Source organism: Streptomyces sp. NPDC048383 (assembly GCF_040651775.1).
In the GTDB taxonomy this organism is placed as follows: domain Bacteria; phylum Actinomycetota; class Actinomycetes; order Streptomycetales; family Streptomycetaceae; genus Streptomyces.
In genome coordinates this window covers 1-18900 of sequence record NZ_JBEZKS010000095.1, presented here as the reverse complement: position 1 = coordinate 18900, position 18900 = coordinate 1, and the positions used below count along the sequence as shown (strand labels likewise).

Below are 18900 nucleotides of genomic sequence, written 5' to 3'. Positions count from 1 at the left end.
GTGACTTCGAGGTTCGGGAAGTCGAACTCGACGCCGCCGGCCCACTCGCCGTCCGACTTCACGCGCAGGTCGTTGCCGGTCCGCTCGACCCACTGGTTGGCCGTGCCGAGGTTGCTGCCGCCGGTCAACTTGTAGCTGAGGACGGTGGCGTTGGCGGGCACCTTGTAGTTGAACGAGATGGTGTTCAGCAGCTTGTTGTAGTCGGCGATGGCCTTGATCGGCGCCGAGTCGAACGTGACCTTGAAGGTGTGGAACGGGGCGACCTTGGCCGGCGCCGTGGTGGTGAAGTTACGGCTGTACTCGACCGGTATCCACTCACCGGAGAGCCGGGTCTGGCAGACGTACGGGAGGGTGCTGGTCGTCGTGACCGCGGGCGACCCGGTCGCGGCGGCGGTACCGGGCGCGGCCAACATCGCGGTCAGGGCGAGGCCCAACGAACCGACTGCTCCGCCCGTCAGCTTCCACTTGCGCTGCACTGAGGTTCCTCTCTCTCGTGTCTCTCGTGTCCGGCGAGGATCGGCTCCCGCCTGTGCCGCGACTCTTCGCCATCCGGATGGAGATTCGTTGGAACGAACGTCGAGTTCCGGACACGGGCGCAGGGTCGGGCCGGCCGAGAGGTGGCGGCCGGCGCGCGTGCGCACTTTCGAGCGGAGTTCCAGATCCGTGCCGGAGCATCCGGTCATGAAAATACTGTTCGTAGGCGGAAACGGCGCCGGCACGATCTTCCCCAACATCCCGCTGGCCCAGGCGGCCCGCAACGCGGGCCACGAAGTGATCATGACCGGGCCCGAGGTGACGATGCCCGCCATCGTCAACTCGGGGATCCCGGCCGTCTCCGTCACCCCGCGGACCATCGAGGACTGCCGGCACGACCGGCAGGGCCGTCTCGTCCCGACGCCGGCGAACGGACCGGAGCGCAACATCGCGATCGGCCGCATGTTCGGCCGGCTGGCGGCGAGTTCACTGCCCGGCCTGATCGATCTCGTGGACCGCTGGCGGCCCGACCTGGTCGTCTCGAACGTGCTGACCTACGCGGGCCCCCTCGCGGCCCACCACGCCGGCGTGCCCTGGGTGCGGTTCGCGATCGACATCGGCGAACCGCTCTCCGTCGACCTCGGGGCGCAGTCCGAACTCGCTCCGGAACTGGAGGCGCTCGGCCTCCAGGCGCCACCCGCCCCGGACTTCTCCCTCAGCGTCCTGCCGCCGAGCCTGCGCCCCCTCACCGCGCCCCCGGCGCTGTCGCTGCGTCACATCGCCTACAGCACACAGGTTCCGTTGGAGCCGTGGATGTACACCAAGGGGAGACGGCCGCGCGTGCTGGTCAGCGCGGGTAGTCGGGTGACGCCGAGCGATCATTTCGAGCCGTTGCGCGGCCTGGTGGAAAAGGTCGGGTCGCTGGACGTGGAGCTGCTGGTGGCGACCCCGGAGGCCGTGGCCCGCGCGTTGGAGCCGACGCTCCCGGCAAGCGGCCGCGCGGGCTGGCTCCCGGTGGACGTCCTCGCCGCGACCTGTGACCTGGTGGTCCACCACGGGGGCGGGAACACCACTCTGAGCTGCCTGGCGAACGGCGTCCCCCAGGTGTTCGTACCGAGCATGCCGGGCCTGGAGGAGCACGGCGCGCGGATCTCCGCGCACGGGGCGGGCCGGCTGGTGCTGCCGGAGGACGACACGACGGAGAACGTCGCCGGAGCCGTCGAGGACCTGCTCACGGACCCGTCGTACCGCGAGGCCGCCGGGCGGCTGCGGGACGAGGCGTGGCGGATGCCCTCCGCCGCCGAGGTCGTTCGGGAACTGGAGCGGTCGGTGCACGTCCACCGGGCTGCCGTCGCCGCCACCGCCGCCGCCGGTACGGTTTGACACCTCGCATCGGGCGGGGACGGCGGTTGCCCGCCGTCGTACGGAGGGACGAGCAGCGGGCGTGGGCCCGAGCGGGGGCCGGAACGTCGCAGGTGCGTTCCGGCCCTCCTGTTCGACGTACGGGTGTCCGGCGTCCGGGTGTCCGACGTACGCGCATCCGGCGTACGGGCCGCCTCCACCGGGTGCTCCTGAGCTGCCGCGCGCGGTCCGCGCGGCGCGTTCGCGCACGTGGCGGCCCTGGACGGTACCCGAGTGACCGGGAGATCGCCAGCCGTGCGGCGCGCACGGCCGGCCGGCGGCGACGGTGGGACACCCGCGGGCTTGACGCCCCGGGCCGGGTCGTGTTGCACTCCGGCTGATAAGTACTCAGCACCAGGGGAAGCCGGTCGAAATCCGGCGCTGACCCGCAACCGTAGGCCCGGCAACCACCGGGCGAGTCGGAACACCTGGCGCGCAGTCATGTACACGAGGAACGCCGTCGCGGACTACGGTGTGGCCGTCAGCAGCTCCCCCACGGCTCGACCGTGCACGGGAGTGCATCGCCACGCAGCCAGCCCGCCCGGCAGGGACGAGAGGCCGGCGGTGGCGACCGAACAGTGGCAGACGCGGCACCCGCACCCCGGACGGCACCTGCCGTCCCCGGTCACCGCGACGCTCCCGACCCCCGGCACACGAGTGGCCTTCCTCACGCTCCCCCGCCGACGTACGGGCCGCGTCCGCGATCCCCTCGGGCCGTCGACCGAACCCGAGACGTGGCGACCTGACGCCTGACGCCCGACGTCCGACGCCCGGACCCCGAACCGTCGTGCCACGGGGCCGACTCGGCGTCGAAGACCATCCGTTCCATCCGCGGTGAGAGGACCCACCCATGCCCCGCAACCTCCCGAAGACCCTGCTCCCCGCACTCGCCGCGGCCCTACTCGTATCCGGCTGCGGAGGCGGCGGCGCGCCCGCCGCCGGCCCCTCGTCGGCCGCGCCCGTGAAGGGTTTCCCCGTCACGGTGGACAACTGCGGGGTGAAGACCACCTACCGGCGTCCGCCTCAGCGGGCCGTCTCGCTGAACCAGCACGCGACCGAGATCATGCTGGCGCTCGGCCTGGAGAAGTCGATGGTCGGCACCGGCTACCTCGACGACCGGATCCTCCCCGAGTACCAGGGCGCGTACGACAGCGTGAAGGTCCTGTCGAAGGAATACCCCTCCTTCGAGGTCCTGTTGCAGGCCGAACCGGACCTCGTCTACGGGGGATGGTCTACGACCTTCGCCGAGAAGGAGGGCCGTAGCCGCGCCGCCTTCACCAAGGTCGGGATCAACACGCACCTCAACAGCGAGGAGTGCCCGACCGGTCCGGTCGACGCGGCCGCGATGGACGCGGAGATCCGCACCGTCGCGAAGATCTTCGGGGTGCCCGAGCGGGGCGAACAGCAGGTGACGAAGCTGCACGGGGTCCTCGACCGCGTCGAGTCGCAGCTCGTGGGCGTGCCGCCGGTCAAGCTCTTCGTGTACGACAGCGGCGACAAGACGGCCTTCACCGCGGGCGGCAAGGGCATCGGCAACGAGATGATGCGTCGGGCCGGCGGGGTGAACCTCTTCGCCGACCTCGACAAGGCCTTCGGTGACGTGTCGTTCGAGCAGGTGGCGCAGCGCGCGCCCGAGGCCATCGTGATCTACGACTACGGCGACCAATCGGTCGAGGACAAGAAGAAGTTCCTGCTCGCGCACCCGGCGCTGAAGGACGTACCGGCGATCAAGAACCAGCGCTTCGCGGTGTTGCCGCTGTCGTCCACCGTGCTCGGTGTGCGGATGCCGGCGGCCGTGGAGTCGCTGGCGCGTCAGCTCCACCCGGGCCGGGTCCAGTGACCGGGGTGAAGGCCGTGGCGTCCGGGCCGGCCGCGGAGGCGGGCGTCTGCCCGCCGGCCGCGGCGGTCCGGGGGCGGCGGGCGGGGGCGCCCTATCCGATCGTGCTGGCGCTCCTGGGCGTTCTGGTGGCGGGCACCGCGACGGCCGGGATCGCGGTCGGCTCGATCGGCGTGCCCGCCGGTCAGGTGTGGGGCATCCTGCTGCACCAAGTGGCCCCGGCTCTCGTCGAGCCGACGTGGACCCCGGTGCGCGAGACGATCGTCGTCGATGTCCGGTTGCCCCGGGTGCTGTTGGCCGGCGTGGTGGGCGCCGGCCTGTCGGTGGCCGGGATGGCGTTGCAGGCGCTGGTCCGCAACCCGCTGGCCGACCCGATGCTGTTGGGGGTGTCGTCGGGGGCCTCGGTCGGGGCCGTGCTCGTCGTGGTGCTGAACCTGAGCCTGTTCGGCCTGTTCACCCTGCCGATCGCGGCGTTCTGCGGGGCGCTGGCCGCCCTGGTCGCCGTCTACTTCCTCGCCCGCTCGGGCGGCCGGATGACGACGGTACGACTGGTCCTGGCGGGCGTGGCGACGGCCGAGGTGCTGTCGGCGGTGGCGAGCTTCCTGATCGTCACCTCGAACGATCCGCACAAGACGCAGTCCGCCCTGCGCTGGATGCTCGGCGGCCTGGCCGGCACCACGTGGACGACGGTGTGGATCCCGGTCGGTACGGTCCTGATCGGGACGGCCGTCCTGCTCGGCCTCTGCCGTCCCCTGAACCTCCTGCTGGCCGGTGAGGAAGCGGCCGCGGCCCTCGGGCTGGACGTGCACCGCTTCCGCGGCGCCCTGTTCACGCTGGTGGCCCTGATGATCGGCACGATCGTCGCGGTCAGCGGACAGATCGGCTTCGTCGGGCTGATCATGCCGCACGTGGTGCGGCTGCTCGTGGGGGCCGACCACCGGCGGGCGCTGCCCGCCGCCGCGCTCCTGGGGGCGGCGTTCCTGATCGCCGCGGACCTGGCCGCCCGGACCCTCATGAGCCCGGAGGAGATCCCCGTCGGCATCCTCACCGCCCTGGTCGGCGGTCCCTTCTTCCTCTGGCTGATGCGACGGAAGGCGGCGCGGTGATGAACAAGCCGAACGTGACGACCGGGGCGACCGGGGCGACCGAGGCGACCGAGGCGACCGGCACGACCGGAGCCCCCGGGTCCCTCGAAGCCGAGGGAGTCAGCGTCGTCCTGGGCGGCAAGGTCCTCGTCGACCGGGTGTCCCTGCGGGCCGATCCCGGCGAGGTGGTGGGCCTGGTCGGGCCCAACGGGGCGGGCAAGTCGACGCTGTTGCGCACCTTCTACCGGGCGCTGCGACCCACGTCGGGGCGGGTGCTGCTGGACGGCGACGACGTGTGGCGGATGCCCGGCAAGCGGCTCGCCCAGCGGCTCGCGGCCGTGTTGCAGGAGACGTCCGGGGACTTCGAGTTGACGGTGTACGACGTGGTGGCCATGGGCCGCACCCCGCACAAGCGGGCCTTCGCGGGCGATGACGCCGCCGACCGCGACGTCATCACCCGGTCGTTGGACGAGCTCCACGTGGGCGCGCTGGCGCACGCGCCGTTCGACCGGCTGTCGGGCGGGGAGAAGCAGCGGGTGCTGATCGCCCGCGCGCTCGCCCAGTGCACGGGGACGATGGTGCTGGACGAACCGACGAACCACCTGGACCTGCGCCACCAACTCGACGCGCTGCGACTCGTCCGGCGCCTCGGCGTCACGGCCGTCGTCGCCCTGCACGACCTGAACCTCGCCGCCGCCTTCTGCGACCGCATCTGCGTGATGGCCGCCGGCCGCGTGATCGTGACGGGCACTCCGCGGGAGGTGCTCACGGCGGAACTCCTGTCCGACGTGTACGAGGTGGAGGCAGAGGTCATGGCGCACCCACGCACCGGGGTGCCCTTCATCAGCGTGCATCCGGGCCTCGACGGTCCGCCGGGTCGGGTCGCCCCTTCCGAGCCTTGACCTGACCTGCTTCGACCTGCTTCGACCTGCTCCGGCCTCACCCGGACGGCGCTGGAGTGGACGGCGGGCCGCTGCGGGTACGTGACCACGGCCGACCGGGTCGCCGCGGCCTGGTGACGGCCGGCCGGGCGATCCGGTGACACACGAAGACCTCACACGCTCCTCGCGTGAGCGGTCGGACGCGTGCTGAGGCGGGTCCTAGCCGGTGGGGACTCGGCCGGTGGGGAGTCGGCCGGTGGGGAGTCGGCCGGCGCGGCGCAGCCCGGCGGGGGTGGTGCCGTACCAGCGGTGGACCGCGCGGCGCAGGGCGCGGGCGTCGGCGTAGCCGCTGCGGGTGGCGACCGCGTCGAAGGTCAGGTCGGTGTCGTGGAGCAGTTGGGTGATGTGGGCCCTGCGTACGGCTTCGACCTCGGTGCTCCAGGTGGTGCCGTGTTCGTCCAGGCGGCGTTGCAGGGTTCGGGTGCTGAGGGCGAGGCGCCGTGCGACGCCGGTCAGCGTCGGCGCGCCCTCGTCGTGGGCGGAGACCAGGGCGGCGCGGAAGAGGTCCAGCCAGTCGCGCAGGGGTATCGCCGAGGCGAGGGTCCGGTCGGCGTGGTCGCGCAGGACGGCGGAAAGGCCGATCTGGGCATGCGGGTTCGGGGCCTTGAGGTCGGCGGCGAGGAAGGTGATCGAGCTGACCGGGGCTTCGAACTCGATGGCGCGGGTGCCGTACAGCCGGGTCAGGGCCTCGTGTCGGCGGGGTGTTTCGGCGGCCAGCGCGACGTGGACGGGGACGAGGTCGCGGCGGGCGGCTTCGCCGAGCCGGCGCCGGTACACGCCCAGTGCGTACGAGCGGACGGCGCAGGCGGCCGGGTGGGACAGGTCGGACTGGTTGATGTGACTGATGGTGATCCGGTCACCGTCCTCGGCGATCCGCAGGTTGTCGGTGCGGGTGTCGAGGACGGTGGACAGATAGGCAGCCGCGTCCCGGATGCCTTCGAGCGGGGTGGCCGCGGAGGTGATCAGGTAGTCCCAGACCCCGAGGGTGCCGATGGCCGACTCCTGCGCCATCAACAGGGAGGTCTCCGTCCACGAGGCTCGGCCTGTCGTCAGTTCCAGGACGCGGATGATCGAGGCGGCGGGAGTCCGGCACGCGTCGTCGTCGAGGTGCTCGCGCGCCAGACCCAGCAGGTGGGCGTAGGTGTGTGGGGGTACGCCGACCAGCTGTGCGGCTTTGACGTTCAGTCGGGTGAGGGCGGACGAGGTCGTCCCCTGGTGTGCGTGTGAGACCACGAGGGCTGAGCATAGACCAGCGGGATTCGGCCACTTCACGCCGGAGGCCGGCGTCGAGTGTCCCCTTCGTGGCGCGGCCGGTCCCCCGTGGCGCGCGCGGTCCTCCGGCCGGCGCGTGCCGTCCTCGACCGGGGCTCGTTCGCGGCCCTAGCGTGGTGGTCGTTCGGGTCACGGCGCCGCCCCCCGCAGAGGGTGGCGCCGTCGATCCGCTGAGGTGGATGGCGACGGTCCTGCCGTACGGGGGTCGGACGGACCGCGCCATTGCCCGCGGGTTCAGGAGGACTGGCGGGTGTACGAGCCAGGCGTCTCGCCGAAGTGACCCTGCGGGCCGATCGCGGAGTTCGTCGCGCGGGGGCTCCGTCACAGGACGTTCATCAGGATGATGGCCACGAGGTTCAACAGGATGACGGCGATGACACCGCCCACGGCCATCCAGGCCCGTTGCGATTCGTCCATGCGTACGAGGCACCTCCCGGCTCGGGCGCGTCACCACGCGCGGCTCCGGCGGCGGCCGCTCGGGGGCGGTCCGCCCCCCGCCATCATGCCCCGGTTCCACCCGGCGCACAGTTCGGCCGCCGGTGGCCGCAGCGACGCGGTCGCGCCCGCTCCGGTCAGGACACCCACCCGGTGGTCATGCCGAGGACGGCGGAACCGTCCCCGTCGGCCAGCTTCGTCCCGGTGAAGTCGCGGGCCCACTGCGAGGTCTGGATGCGGAACGCGGGGCGGTCCTCGGTCAGGGCCTCCATGACCGCCTCGGCCGCGCCGGCCGGGGTCTGGGCGCCGTCCAGGAACTGGCCGACCGTACGGTCGACGTAGCTGCGCATCGCGTCGGCGTACGGGCCGGCAGCGGCGATCCGACCCTCGATGTCGAGTCCGATGTTGTTGACGAACTCGGTGGCCACGGCGCCGGGCTCGATGACGGACACGCTCACGCCGACGGCGCCCGCGACGGGGGCGAGGCTCTCCATGTACCCCTCGACGGCGAACTTCGCCGCGCAGTAGGCCTCGTTGAAGGGCTGACCGACGACGCCGCCGACGCTGGTGACCGTGATGAGTCGACCCCCGGTGGCCCGCAGGTGCGGCAGGGCGACCTTGGAGACGTTGAGGACGCCGAAGAAGTTGACCTCCATGACCTGGCGGACGTCGGCGACTGTTTCGAGTTCGAGGGTTCCGACGTGTCCGGCGCCCGCGTTGTTCACGACGGCGTCCAGCCGGCCGTAGTCGGCGATCACGCCGTCGATCGCGGCGGCGACCGAACGCTCGTCGACGACGTCGAGCTGTCGGATGTCGACGTCCACGCCCGCCTCGGCGGCTGCCTCGCGCAGGGCGTCGGCCCGGCCGGTGTCACGCAGGGTGGCGATCGTGCGCCAGCCGGCCCGGGCGGTGGCAATGGCGGCGGCCAGGCCGATTCCGGAGGACGTTCCGGTGATCAGAACGGTGCGGCCGACTCCGCCGGAGGGCGCGGAAGCGGCGTCGGGCGTGGCTTCGGGGGTGACGGGGAAGGACGTCATGGCGGTCGCCTTTCACGGAACGTGATTTATGTGCGTGCACACACACCATAAAGTTATGTGCGTGCGCACGCAACCTCTAGACTGCCGACATGCCGAAGAAGCTCACCGAAGCCGAGATGCCGGCGGCCGACTACGCCTTCTACGGACTGGTCTGGGCCGGCACCGTGATGACCGACCGCGTCGACCGGGCCCTCGTGAAGGCCCACGACCTACCCGTGTCCTGGTTCGAGGTCATGCTGTGGCTGGCCTCCAGCCCCGAGCCCGTACCCGCCTCCGTACTCGGCAACAGCACCCTGCTCAGCCGAAGCCAGGTGTCGCGGGTCGTGGACGCGCTACAGGCACGGGGCCTCGTGACGCGCACGCCCTCCACCCGCGACGCCCGGTCGGTGGAGGTGTCCCTCACGGAGGCGGGCCGCACGGTGTTCGCCGAAGCCGACGCCACCCGCCGCGCAGCCCTCGCCCCGGCCTTCACGGACCTCCTCGACGAACGGGACCTGGAGGCGCTGGGCACCGTGTGGCGCAAGCTCAAGGCCGCGAAGGACGTCAAGGACGCGTAGGCCCGACCGCCGCGCCCTCGGGGACGGTCGGCGCCTCGGAACCGACGGCGTCTTCGGCGGACGCCAGCCCCGCGGCGGCCGCGAAGAGGCGGGCGCAGCGCCGCGTCATGGCCGCGGGGGTCTGCTCCGGGTGCTTGACCCACCAGCGCACGAGGGTGGCGACCAGGTCCCGCCAGACGTACTTGAGCGCGTCGGCGTCCAACGGGTCGCTGGATCCGGTCGCGCGCAGCAGCTCGGCGGTGCCCCCCGCGGCGAGCCCGTCGATGGCGGCCCAGTACTCCGAGGCCCTCCGCACGGCCTCGCCGTCGGGCGGCAGGGTGGTGTCGTAGAGGACGAACCACGCCTCCCGCTGCCCCTCCAGGGCCGTGAAGAGGGCGTGCAGCACGCGCAGGGGGGTGTGCGGCGAGGTCCCGCTCGGGCCCATGGCCGCACGGATGGTGGCGAGGACGCGGTCGCCGACGGGGACCAGGCAGGCGACGTAGAGGTCCTCCTTGGTGCCGAAGTACTGGTGCAGCAGCGTCTTCGTGACACCCACCCGGGCGGCGATCGCGGGGAGCGAGGCGGCCGCGTAGCCGCGGGTTCCGAACTCCTCCGTGGCGGCTTCGAGCATCTGCTGCCGACGGTGCTGCCGGGGGACTCCCTTGGTGCCCGCTTTGGAAGGAGGGGTTGCCATGAGCGGATATTATCAGTAAGTAATTTACCCCTTGGTAAATTCCTGCCACCTCCGGAGCGCATCCATGGCCGGTACCACCGTTCAGCCGACGTCCCGTACCCGCTCCTGGTGGGGCTGGGGCTGGGCGGACGCCCACCCCGACGACGCGGAGTGCGTCGCGATGGGCGCCCTGCTCCCCGGCACCCTCGCCCGCCCGCTCCCCCTGCCGCGCGTCCGCGACCTGGACGTCCCCGCTCCCGCCGTCGCACCGCCGCCGAGCCTCGCCCACCTGGTCCGCGACGACCCCGCGGACCGGGCGGCGCACGCCATGGGCAAGGCGTACCGCGACGTCGTACGGGCGCTGCGCGGCCGGCCCGGCCGCATCCCGGACCTCGTCGCCCGTCCGACGGACGAGCAGGGGGTGGCCGACCTGCTGGACTGGGCCGGTGACCGGCAGGTCGCCGTCGTCCCGTACGGCGGGGGCTCCTCCGTCAGTGGGGGCGTGGAGTACCGCGGCGACGCCCACCGGGCGGTGCTGTCCCTGGACCTGACGGCCATGGGCCGGGTCCTGGAGGTCGACACCGAGGGCCGGGCGGCCCGCATCCAGGCCGGCGCGCTCGGGCCGGCCCTGGAGGACCAGTTGCGGCCCCACCTGCTGACCCTGCGGCACTTCCCGCAGAGCTTCGAGTTCTCCACCCTCGGCGGCTGGCTCGCCACCCGGGCGGGCGGGCACTACGCCACCGGGCACACGCACATCGACGACTTCGTCCAGTCGCTGCGCGTCGTCACCCCGGCCGGCACCAGCAGCTCCTGGCGACTGCCCGCCTCCGGGGCCGGCCCGTCCCCCGACCGCCTGTTCCTGGGCTCCGAAGGGGCGCTCGGCGTCATCACCGAGGCCTGGGTGCGCCTCCAGGAGCGGCCCCGCCACAAGGCGTCCGCCGCGGTGACGTTCACCGACTTCCAGGACGCGCTGCGGGCGGTGCGCGCCCTCGCCCAGGGCGACCTCTCCCCCGCGAACTGCCGGTTGCTCGACGCCGGCGAGGCGGTGTTGGCCGGCGCGGGCCGGGGTGATCGCGCCGTGTTGGTGCTGGGCTTCGAGTCGGCGGACGAACCGGTGGCCAGGAGGCTGGAGCGGGCCGTGCGCCTCGCCCTCTCGTACGGTGGCCGGCGCGACGGCGCCACCACCGGCGGCGGCACGCCGGCCACGGCCCCGGTCGGCGACGCGGCCGTGCGTGCCTGGCGGTCCGCGTTCCTGCGGATGCCCTACCTGCGCGACGGCCTGGCCCGGATGGGCGCCGTCGCGGAAACGTTCGAGACGGCCGCGACCTGGGACCGGATACCGGGCCTGATCGACGCCGTGCGCACCGAGGTCGGCGCGGCGGCGCTCAAGGCCACGGGTCACCCCGCGACCGTCAACTGCCGCCTGACACACGTGTATCCGGACGGCGCGGCCCCCTACTTCACCGTGCTCGCCGCCGGCCGCGCCGGTGACGAGGTGGCCCTGTGGGACGACCTCAAGGCCGTGGCGGGCGAGGTCCTGCACCGCCACCGGGCGACCATCACCCACCACCACGCCGTGGGCCGTGACCACCGCCCCGGCTACGACCTCCAGCGCCCCGAACCCTTCGCCCTCGCGCTGCGGGCCGCGAAGGGAGTGCTGGACCCGCGGGGCATCCTGAACCCGGGCGTGCTGGTGGACTGAGCGGGTCCCACAAGTCCGAGGGGCCCGCGCGGCGACGTGGATCCGGCGTCAGCGGCGCGTCACCACGCCGACCAGGGCACGAGGCAGGTGTGCGGGGCGGCGCCCTCCGGGCACAGCCCCCTGATCACCGCCTTGCGGACCGCGCGGTAGGTGCGCAGCGAGCAGTCCAGACGGACGTGCAGGTCAACGGCCTGTCGTTCACCGGCGTCCGCGCCGGGGTGCTCGATGGCCCACTGATCGACGAGGAACGCGTTCGCCTCGGCCATCGGCGGGTCACCGTCGGAGGTCTCGCGTACGACGGTCCTGTCCGCGACGCGGGCGGCGCGGAAGGCCACCTCCCGGTCGATGATCTCCCCGACCCGGGCCAACCCCTCGGCGTCCGCGTACAGGCTGAACCTCATCATGCGTGTGGCCACCGACCGCACCGGTCCCTTCTCGACGCCCTGTACTCGATGTGCGGCGCCATGATTCCCCGGATGCCTCGGGGGCGTCCACCGCGTTTCGTCCCACCGCGCAACCGCTCAGCGCCGGCCTCACCCGTTCGGCCCAGCGCAATCGCCCGTACGGCAGTCCTGTCGGATCGTGTCCCGTGGAACGCCGGGCAGATCGGCCACTGGAAGGAGCATCCGCCCCAGGAGTGACCGGCCTCCGCCCCCGCCCGTCCCGACCTCCCCGGAGGTGCCGTCGTGCGCCGTTCCAAGCCCCTCACGTTCGCCTGTCTGCCCCTGCTCCTGGGCGCCTCGTTGGCCGGTGCGCCGACCGTCGCCCGGGCCGAGGCGGCGCCCGCCGCGGCGTGCCCGACCGGCCGGTCCGCCGTGCGCGGCACCTGCGTACCGTCCGATACGGCGGCGTTCGTGCGCGAGCGGGTGCGCGACGCGCTCGCCCGGTACAAGTTGACGGCGGCCATGGCCGAGGTGTGGATCGACGGCGAGCGCGTCACGGAGGCGGCCTCCGGTCAGGCGATGACGGGCGTACCCGCCACCACCGACATGCGCTTTCGGATCGGCGCGGTCTCGATCCCCTACCTGACGACCGCGCTGCTGCAACTCGTCGACGCGGGCAAGGTCTCCCTCGACGACAAGCTCTCCCGCTGGCGGCCCGACGTGCCGCACGCGAACGAGATCACGGTGGGCATGCTGGCCTCGACCACCTCCGGCTACGCGGACTACGTCCGGGACCCGAAGTTCATCGCGGACCTGTACAAGAATCCGTTCCGGAACTGGACGGGGCCCGAGCTGGTGACCATCTCGGTGTCCAAACCACTGGTGCGCGAGCCCGGTTCGGGTTTCGCCTACTCCCACGCCAACTGGGTGCTCCTGGGCGACGTGATCTCCCGCCTCAAGGGCCGCCCGTTGGCCGAGGTGATGGAGACGGACGTCCTGGAGCCGATGGGGTTGACCGCGACCGACATCCCGACGACGGCGGAGATACCCGCGCCCGTCCTGCACGGATTCGACAACGAGCGCGGCGTGTTCGAGGACGCCACGTACTGGAACCCCTCGTGGACGCTGGCGCCGGGCGCCGTGATGACGGGCACCCTGGGCGACGTGGCGAAGTCGTTCACCGCGATCGGCGAGGGCGAGTTGCTGTCGGCCGAGTCGCACCGCGAGCAGCTGGCGCCGGTCTCGCAGATCAATCCGAACACGTCCTTCTCCCTCGGTCTGGCCCTGCAGAACGGCTGGATCCTGCAGAACCCGTCCTTCGCCGGGTATGCGGGAGCCGTCGCCTACCTGCCCTCGAAGAAGATCGCGATCGCGACGGTGGCCACGCAGGGACCGGGCAGCACCGTGCAGAACGCGGCCGCGTCCTTCCTCGCGGACATCGCCAACCACCTCGCCCCCGAGGCCGCGCTGAAGGCGGAATGACCCGCGGGCCGACCGGAGGCCGCGCGTCGCGTCCGGCCCGACGGGTGTGTCAGGGGTTGTCGCCGCCTCCCGGTGCGCCGGGGGGTGGAATGCCGCAGACTCCGTGTAAGAGGCTCGACCGGCTGGCGCCCGTACGTCGCGTGCGGGTCGCCGTAAGGGTGTGTTCGGCGTGCTCGAAGTCCCGTTGTGGCTGTGGGGAACGTTCGCCGTGATCGTGGTGGTGTCGCTGGCGATCGACCTGCTGGCCCACCGCACCGCTCATGTGATCGGCTTCAAGGAGGCCGCCCTGTGGAGCGGCCTGTGGGTGAGTCTCGCCCTGGCCTTCGGCGGGCTGGTCTTCCTCGTCCTCGGCACGACGGCAGGTACGGAGTACACGACCGCGTGGCTGCTGGAGAAGAGCCTGTCGGTCGACAACCTGTTCGTCTTCGCGGTGATCTTCAGCTACTTCAAGGTGCCCCGCGCCTATCAGCACCGGGTGCTGTTCTTCGGGGTGATCGGGGCCCTCGTGTTCCGCGGCGTCTTCCTGTCCCTCGGCGTCGCCGTCGTCACCCGCTTCACGGCCGTGCTGTTCGTCTTCGCCGCGGTCCTTTTCTACAGCGCCTACAAGCTCGTCAAGGACGCGCAGGACACCTTCGACCCGGGCAGGAGCTTCGCCGTGCGGCTCCTCCGCAAGGTCGTGCCGGTCCGGGACGAGTACGCGGGCACGAAGTTCTTCGTGAAGGAGGCCGGCAAGCTCGTGGCGACGCCGCTGCTCGCGGTGGTCGCGGCGATCGAGGCGGCCGACCTGGTCTTCGCCGTCGACAGCGTTCCCGCCGTCCTCGCGGTCAGCGACGACGCGTTCGTCGTCTACACGAGCAACGCGTTCGCGATCCTGGGCCTGCGCGCCCTGTACTTCCTGCTGGCCGGGCTGTTGGACCGGTTCCACTACCTCAGCAAGGGCCTGGCCCTCATCCTCGCCTTCATCGGCGTGAAGCTGATCCTCCAGGCCTCCCACAAGATGATCAGCCCGAGCATTCCCGAGATCCCCTCGCCGGTCAGCCTGGCCGTCATCGTGGTCGTCCTGGCCTGTTCCGTCGTCCTGAGCATCCGCCGACCACCCGAGGCGGAGGAGGCCGACCCCCCGCGGCCCTCGGACGGGTCGCAGGACTGACCTCCCATTACGGGACATACGGGTTTATTGTTAAAAAATGAGTAAAACCGAGCATGAGACCGGTCCCCAAGGCGCGCTCGCGTGCCCTGCCTGCAAGCAGTCCGTGGGCACCACCGTCAAGAAGCGGCACAAGACGCTGGGGGTCTTCGTACCCGTGTGGGTCCCCGGCCCCTGCCACAACCCCGAGTGCCGCGAGTACCTGGAGGACCCGCGTCGCGCCGAGCACGGCCACGAGGCCCGCTGAACGACCCTCCCCGTACGGCGCGACAACCGGGCCCGCCCCGCCGGACCCGGTCGCGTCAGCGGCCCCAGCGCAGGGCGGCCGTCTGCACGGGGGCGTCCCACAGGCGCAGCAATTCGTCATCGGCCCGGCACAGCGTCACCGAGCAGCCCGCCATGTCCAACGAGGTGACGTAGTTCCCCACGAGGGTGCGCGCCACCGGTACGCCCCGGGCGGCCAGGATCCGTGCCACCTCGGCGTGGAACCCGTACAGCTCCAGCAGCGGCGTCGCTCCCATGCCGTTGACCAGGGCGAGCACCGGCCCGTCGGCGGGGGCGACCGCCGCCAGGTCCTCCAGTACGGCGGCCACCGTCACCTCGGCGATCTCCCGCGCGGGCATCATGGGGCGCCGCTCGCGGCCGGGTTCCCCGTGGATGCCGACGCCGAGTTCGAGTTCACCGTCCGGCAGGTCGAAGGTCGGGCTGCCCTTGGCGGGGGTGGTGCAGGCGCCGAGCGCCACACCGAAGCTCCGGGAGGACGCGTTGACCCGGCGGGCCAATGCGGCGACCCGCTCCAACGGGGCTCCCGCCTCGGCGGCGGCTCCGGCGATCTTCTCCACGAAGAGCGTGGCCCCGGTGCCGCGCCGACCGGCCGTGTACAGGCTGTCGGTCACCGCGACGTCGTCGTCGACCAGCACCCGCTCGACGCGGATCCCGTCCTCCTCGGCGAGTTCGGCCGCCATGTCGAAGTTGAGCACGTCACCGGTGTAGTTCTTGACGACGAACAGCACGCCCTGCCCCGAGTCGACGTCCGTGGCCGCCCGCACCATCTGGTCGGGCACCGGCGAGGTGAACACCTCGCCGGGGCAGGCGGCGGACAGCATCCCGTAACCCACGAACCCGGCGTGCAGGGGTTCGTGGCCGGAGCCACCGCCGGACACCAGGCCGACCCGGCCGCCCTCCCGGGCACCGCGCCGCACGACCACCCGGCGCTCCACGTCCACGTCGAGGTCGGGGTGGGCGGCGGCCATCCCCCGCAGGGCGTCGGCGACCACCGTTTCCGCACTGTTGATCAGCATGTTCATGGAGTACCTCCCGGGTGGCCGATGGCGGTCGGCGGTCGGTCCCGGCCGGCCGCCGGGCCCCGCCGTACCCCCCAAGTGTGCCGCCGCGCCGGGGAGATCCGCGAGGGTGCCACGCCCGCCGACCCGCCGTCCACCGCCGTCCACCGCCTTCCGGCGGCGTGAGTACGGGCTCTACGTAAAGGTGGCACATGTGCGGATGAGCGGGGAAAATGCTGATTATTGGACTGTTTGCGCAGAGCGCAGGGGCGTGAGACGACCGGTTCCCGGCCGTCGGGAAAGGGACCCCCATGGTCAAGCGACTCAAGGAATCAGGGCTGGTCGGCGAACTCTCCGCCGAATTCGCCGGCACCATGATCCTCATCCTCTTCGGTTGCGGCGTGGTGGCCCAAGTGGTCGCCGGCGGAGGCCTGACGGACCCCGCGGGCGGGCTCGGCAACCACGACAGCATCGCCTGGGCGTGGGGCCTCGCCGTCACCCTCGGCGTCTACGTCGCGGCCCGACTCAGCGGCGCCCACCTCAACCCGGCGGTCACCGTCGCCCTCGCCGCCTTCAAGGGCTTCCCCTGGAGCAAGGTGGCACCGTACGCGCTGGCCCAGACGGCCGGCGCCTTCGTGGCGGCGCTGATCGTGCGATGGAACTACACCGAGGCCCTGGCGAAGGTCGACCCGGGTCACACGATCAAGACCCAGGGCGTGTTCTCCACGCTGCCGGCCAACGGAAACACGAACCTGCCGGTCACCGAGTGGGGTGCGCTGCGGGACCAGATCATCGGCACGGCGATCCTGCTGCTGCTGATCCTGGCGGTCACGGACCTGCTGGGCACGCCCCCGGGCGCCAACCTGGCCCCGTTCATCGTCGGCCTGATCGTGGTCGCGATCGGCATGGCCTGGGGCACCAACGCCGGCTACGCCATCAACCCCGCACGCGACTTCGGCCCTCGACTGGCCAGCTTCCTCACCGGATACGGCGGGGCGTGGCGCGATCAGTACGGGCACTTCTACTACTGGGTCCCGATCATCGGACCGCTCATCGGCGGCGTGCTGGGCGCGGGCCTGTACAAGGTCTTCATCGGCCGGTTCCTGCCGACCGCGGAACCGGAACCCCCCGGCCGAGTCCCGAGTCCGGACGAGAGCTGACCCCGGAGCCGACAGCGGCCGGCGCGGATCCGCGCGGGAGCCGACCGGACCGAGAGAGTGACCGACCCGAGAGGAGGCCCTCCCATGGCTGACTTCGTCGGCGCGGTGGACCAGGGGACCACCAGCACCCGTTTCATGATCTTCGACCACGCGGGCAACGAGGTGGCGAAGCACCAGTTGGAGCACTCGCAGATCCTGCCCCGTGCGGGCTGGGTGGAGCACGACCCCGTCGAGATCTGGGAACGCACCAACTCGGTGATGCAGAACGCCCTGCGGCACGGGAACCTCTCGGCTTCCGACCTGGCGGCCATCGGCGTCACCAACCAGCGTGAGACGACCGTGGTGTGGGACCCGCGCACCGGGCGCCCCTACTACAACGCCATCGTCTGGCAGGACACCCGGACCGACTCGATCGCGGCGGCCCTGGAACGGTCGGGGCAGGGCGACGTCATCCGGCGCAAGGCCGGCCTGCCACCGGCCACGTACTTCTCCGGCGGCAAGATCCAATGGATCCTGGAGAACGTGGACGGGGTCCGCGCGGCGGCCGAGGAGGGCCACGCCCTCTTCGGCAACACCGACTGCTGGGTGCTGTGGAACCTCACCGGCGGCCCCGACGGCGGCATCCACGCCACCGACGTGACCAACGCCAGCCGCACCATGCTGATGGACCTGGAAACCCTCGACTGGGACGACGAACTCCTCGGCTTCTTCGACATACCCCGGGCGATGCTCCCGAGCATCAACCCGTCCTCACACCCACAGGCCTACGGACAGACCCGCACGTCCCGCCCGCTGCGCGCCGCCATCCCCATCACCGGGGTCCTGGGCGACCAGCAGGCGGCCACCGTCGGGCAGGTCTGCTACGCGCCGGGCGAGGCCAAGAACACGTACGGCACCGGCAACTTCCTCGTCCTCAACACCGGTACCGAGCTGGTCCGCTCGCAGCACGGGCTGCTCACCACCGTGGCCTACCAGTTCGGTGACGAGCCCGCCGTGTACGCGCTGGAGGGATCCATCGCCGTGACCGGCTCCGCGATCCAGTGGCTGCGCGACCAGCTGAAGATCATCAATGACGCGGCGGACAGCGAACGACTGGCCCGCACCGTCGAGGACAGCGGCGGCATCTACTTCGTCCCCGCCTTCTCCGGCCTGTTCGCGCCGTACTGGCGCTCCGACGCCCGCGGCGCCATCGTCGGACTCGCCCGCTACCACAACAACGGCCACCTGGCCCGCGCCGCCCTGGAAGCCATCTGTTACCAGAGCCGCGACGTGGTGGAGGCCATGGAACAGGACTCCGGCGTCCACCTCGACGTGCTCAAGGTCGACGGCGGTGTGACCGCGAACGACCTGTGCATGCAGATCCAGGCCGACGTCCTGGGCGTACCGGTCAGCCGGCCGGTCGTCGCCGAAACCACCGCGCTGGGTGCCGCCTACGCCGCCGGTCTGGCCACCGGCTTCTGGCGGGACACGGACGAACTGCGCACCCACTGGCAGGAGTCCGAGCGCTGGGCACCGCAGTGGTCCGAGGAGCAGCGCGCGCAGGGCTACGAGGGCTGGAAGAAGGCGGTGGAACGCACCCTCGACTGGGCCAAGGTCGAGTAGGCCCGGCGGGTTCCGCTCGCGCACATGGGCCGCGCCGCGGCGGGTAGGCGCGGCCCATGAACACGACGCTCGAACCCTCGCTCCTCACCACGGCCGCCGAGACGTCGGGCGGCGCCTGGCTGCTCCCCCTGATCGGCATCGTCATCGCGGCGATGCTGATCGCCGCCGTCTGGTGGGGGATCAAGCGGCGTCGGACGATGCGCACCGGCCGTACGGTGCCGGGCGACTCCGCCCCGGGCACCACCGCGACGCCGCCGCCGGCTGACCCCGGTGACTTCGCCGGTGACCAGGGACACCGCGGGCCGCACGACTTCCCCGGATACGGGAACATCGGCGACGGCGGCGAGAAGCGCGACGTACGTCCTGCAGGGCAGCGCGGCCCGTCGGCTCTACGAGCGCCACGGTTTCGTCGTGGAGACGCAGGACCCGATCGACGTCTTCATGGCCCGC

At 71.9% G+C, this 18900-nt stretch carries 17 protein-coding genes, 2 pseudogenes and 1 riboswitch; of the genes and pseudogenes, 13 read left to right on the top strand and 6 right to left on the bottom strand.

Annotation, left to right across the window (positions count from 1 at the left end; all coding sequences use genetic code 11):
• Positions 1–476: hypothetical protein (locus tag AB0D46_RS36725; protein ID WP_362884215.1), on the bottom strand; the 476-nt coding region annotated here is incomplete at its 3' end.
• A gap of 205 nt (positions 477–681) precedes the next feature.
• Between AB0D46_RS36725 and AB0D46_RS36720 the strand changes: the two genes are divergently transcribed.
• From AB0D46_RS36720 to AB0D46_RS36705, 4 genes are all read left to right on the top strand, one after another.
• Positions 682–1857 carry a glycosyltransferase gene (locus tag AB0D46_RS36720; RefSeq protein ID WP_362884213.1) on the top strand — a complete coding sequence of 392 codons (1176 nt, stop codon included), beginning with the start codon at positions 682–684 and terminating at the stop codon, positions 1855–1857.
• Between the two features lie 330 nt (positions 1858–2187).
• Positions 2188–2326: riboswitch (cobalamin riboswitch) on the top strand.
• Between the two features lie 399 nt (positions 2327–2725).
• Positions 2726–3715 (top strand): ABC transporter substrate-binding protein, encoded by a 990-nt coding sequence (locus tag AB0D46_RS36715; protein ID WP_362884211.1) that lies wholly within the window; start codon positions 2726–2728, stop codon positions 3713–3715.
• A 98-nt stretch (positions 3716–3813) separates the two neighbouring features.
• Positions 3814–4818 (top strand): iron ABC transporter permease, encoded by a 1005-nt coding sequence (locus AB0D46_RS36710; RefSeq protein WP_362884216.1) that lies wholly within the window; start codon positions 3814–3816, stop codon positions 4816–4818.
• Positions 4818–5699 (top strand): ABC transporter ATP-binding protein, encoded by an 882-nt coding sequence (locus AB0D46_RS36705; RefSeq protein ID WP_362884209.1) that lies wholly within the window; start codon positions 4818–4820, stop codon positions 5697–5699. The genes AB0D46_RS36710 and AB0D46_RS36705 overlap by 1 nt, the downstream gene beginning before the upstream one ends.
• Before the next feature lie 198 nt (positions 5700–5897).
• On the opposite strand, the gene AB0D46_RS36700 is transcribed toward AB0D46_RS36705, so the two are convergent.
• Both AB0D46_RS36700 and AB0D46_RS36695 read right to left on the bottom strand, forming a co-directional pair.
• Positions 5898–6971, bottom strand: coding sequence for an AraC family transcriptional regulator ligand-binding domain-containing protein (locus AB0D46_RS36700; protein WP_362884207.1), 1074 nt, complete (start codon positions 6969–6971; stop codon positions 5898–5900).
• Between the two features lie 611 nt (positions 6972–7582).
• Complete coding sequence (locus AB0D46_RS36695) at positions 7583–8482, bottom strand: SDR family oxidoreductase (protein WP_362884205.1); 900 nt, start codon at positions 8480–8482, stop codon at positions 7583–7585.
• An 89-nt stretch (positions 8483–8571) separates the two neighbouring features.
• Between AB0D46_RS36695 and AB0D46_RS36690 the strand changes: the two genes are divergently transcribed.
• Entirely contained in the window at positions 8572–9039 is a 468-nt protein-coding gene (locus tag AB0D46_RS36690) for a MarR family winged helix-turn-helix transcriptional regulator (RefSeq protein WP_362884203.1), read from the top strand.
• On the opposite strand, the gene AB0D46_RS36685 is transcribed toward AB0D46_RS36690, so the two are convergent.
• Positions 9026–9712, bottom strand: a complete 687-nt coding sequence (locus tag AB0D46_RS36685) for a TetR/AcrR family transcriptional regulator (protein WP_362884202.1) — start codon at positions 9710–9712, stop codon at positions 9026–9028. The two genes, AB0D46_RS36690 and AB0D46_RS36685, sit on opposite strands and share 14 nt — an antisense overlap.
• Before the next feature lie 64 nt (positions 9713–9776).
• On the opposite strand from AB0D46_RS36685, the gene AB0D46_RS36680 reads away from it, so the two are divergent.
• The gene (locus AB0D46_RS36680) at positions 9777–11393 is read left to right on the top strand and encodes an FAD-binding oxidoreductase (protein ID WP_362884200.1); all 1617 of its coding nucleotides are present in this window, start codon (positions 9777–9779) and stop codon (positions 11391–11393) included.
• A 59-nt stretch (positions 11394–11452) separates the two neighbouring features.
• Here the strand turns inward: AB0D46_RS36680 and AB0D46_RS36675 are convergent, their stop codons facing one another.
• A complete protein-coding gene (locus AB0D46_RS36675) occupies positions 11453–11809 on the bottom strand; it encodes a hypothetical protein (RefSeq protein ID WP_362884198.1) in 357 nt (118 codons plus the stop codon).
• Positions 11810–12079: 270 nt separating this feature from the next.
• On the opposite strand from AB0D46_RS36675, the gene AB0D46_RS36670 reads away from it, so the two are divergent.
• The 3 genes from AB0D46_RS36670 to AB0D46_RS36660 all read left to right on the top strand — a co-directional run bounded on the left by AB0D46_RS36670 (position 12080) and on the right by AB0D46_RS36660 (position 14652).
• Positions 12080–13258: a serine hydrolase domain-containing protein gene (locus AB0D46_RS36670; protein WP_362884196.1), complete on the top strand. Its 1179-nt coding sequence runs from the start codon at positions 12080–12082 to the stop codon at positions 13256–13258.
• Positions 13259–13427: 169 nt separating this feature from the next.
• On the top strand, positions 13428–14408 hold the full coding sequence (locus AB0D46_RS36665) for a TerC family protein (protein WP_362884195.1): 981 nt from the start codon (positions 13428–13430) through the stop codon (positions 14406–14408).
• A gap of 37 nt (positions 14409–14445) precedes the next feature.
• The gene (locus AB0D46_RS36660) at positions 14446–14652 is read left to right on the top strand and encodes a hypothetical protein (RefSeq protein ID WP_362884193.1); all 207 of its coding nucleotides are present in this window, start codon (positions 14446–14448) and stop codon (positions 14650–14652) included.
• A gap of 55 nt (positions 14653–14707) precedes the next feature.
• Here AB0D46_RS36660 and dhaK read toward each other — a convergent pair whose 3' ends face one another.
• On the bottom strand, positions 14708–15712 hold the full coding sequence (dhaK, locus tag AB0D46_RS36655; protein WP_362884191.1) for a dihydroxyacetone kinase subunit DhaK: 1005 nt from the start codon (positions 15710–15712) through the stop codon (positions 14708–14710).
• 287 nt (positions 15713–15999) lie between these two features.
• Here dhaK and AB0D46_RS36650 point away from each other — a divergent pair, with 287 nt between their 5' ends.
• The 4 genes and pseudogenes from AB0D46_RS36650 to AB0D46_RS36635 all read left to right on the top strand — a co-directional run.
• Complete coding sequence (locus tag AB0D46_RS36650) at positions 16000–16848, top strand: MIP/aquaporin family protein (RefSeq protein ID WP_362884190.1); 849 nt, start codon at positions 16000–16002, stop codon at positions 16846–16848.
• A gap of 84 nt (positions 16849–16932) precedes the next feature.
• On the top strand, positions 16933–18450 hold the full coding sequence (gene glpK / locus AB0D46_RS36645; protein ID WP_362884188.1) for a glycerol kinase GlpK: 1518 nt from the start codon (positions 16933–16935) through the stop codon (positions 18448–18450).
• A gap of 56 nt (positions 18451–18506) precedes the next feature.
• Positions 18507–18710, top strand: a pseudogene (locus tag AB0D46_RS36640) (DUF6479 family protein); the annotation flags it as partial.
• A 100-nt stretch (positions 18711–18810) separates the two neighbouring features.
• Positions 18811–18900, top strand: a pseudogene (locus AB0D46_RS36635) (N-acetyltransferase); the annotation flags it as partial.

Excerpts from the sequence above, each read along its gene's own strand:
- AB0D46_RS36695 (WP_362884205.1), bottom strand. The coding sequence starts at position 8,482 with ATGACGTCCTTCCCCGTCACCCCCGAAGCCACGCCCGACGCCGCTTCC.
- AB0D46_RS36660 (WP_362884193.1), top strand. The coding sequence starts at position 14,446 with ATGAGTAAAACCGAGCATGAGACCGGTCCCCAAGGCGCGCTCGCGTGC.
- dhaK (WP_362884191.1), bottom strand. The coding sequence starts at position 15,712 with ATGAACATGCTGATCAACAGTGCGGAAACGGTGGTCGCCGACGCCCTG.
- AB0D46_RS36720 (WP_362884213.1), top strand. The coding sequence starts at position 682 with ATGAAAATACTGTTCGTAGGCGGAAACGGCGCCGGCACGATCTTCCCC.
- AB0D46_RS36690 (WP_362884203.1), top strand. The coding sequence starts at position 8,572 with ATGCCGAAGAAGCTCACCGAAGCCGAGATGCCGGCGGCCGACTACGCC.
- AB0D46_RS36715 (WP_362884211.1), top strand. The coding sequence starts at position 2,726 with ATGCCCCGCAACCTCCCGAAGACCCTGCTCCCCGCACTCGCCGCGGCC.
- AB0D46_RS36685 (WP_362884202.1), bottom strand. The coding sequence starts at position 9,712 with ATGGCAACCCCTCCTTCCAAAGCGGGCACCAAGGGAGTCCCCCGGCAG.
- AB0D46_RS36705 (WP_362884209.1), top strand. The coding sequence starts at position 4,818 with ATGAACAAGCCGAACGTGACGACCGGGGCGACCGGGGCGACCGAGGCG.
- AB0D46_RS36650 (WP_362884190.1), top strand. The coding sequence starts at position 16,000 with ATGGTCAAGCGACTCAAGGAATCAGGGCTGGTCGGCGAACTCTCCGCC.
- AB0D46_RS36680 (WP_362884200.1), top strand. The coding sequence starts at position 9,777 with ATGGCCGGTACCACCGTTCAGCCGACGTCCCGTACCCGCTCCTGGTGG.
- glpK (WP_362884188.1), top strand. The coding sequence starts at position 16,933 with ATGGCTGACTTCGTCGGCGCGGTGGACCAGGGGACCACCAGCACCCGT.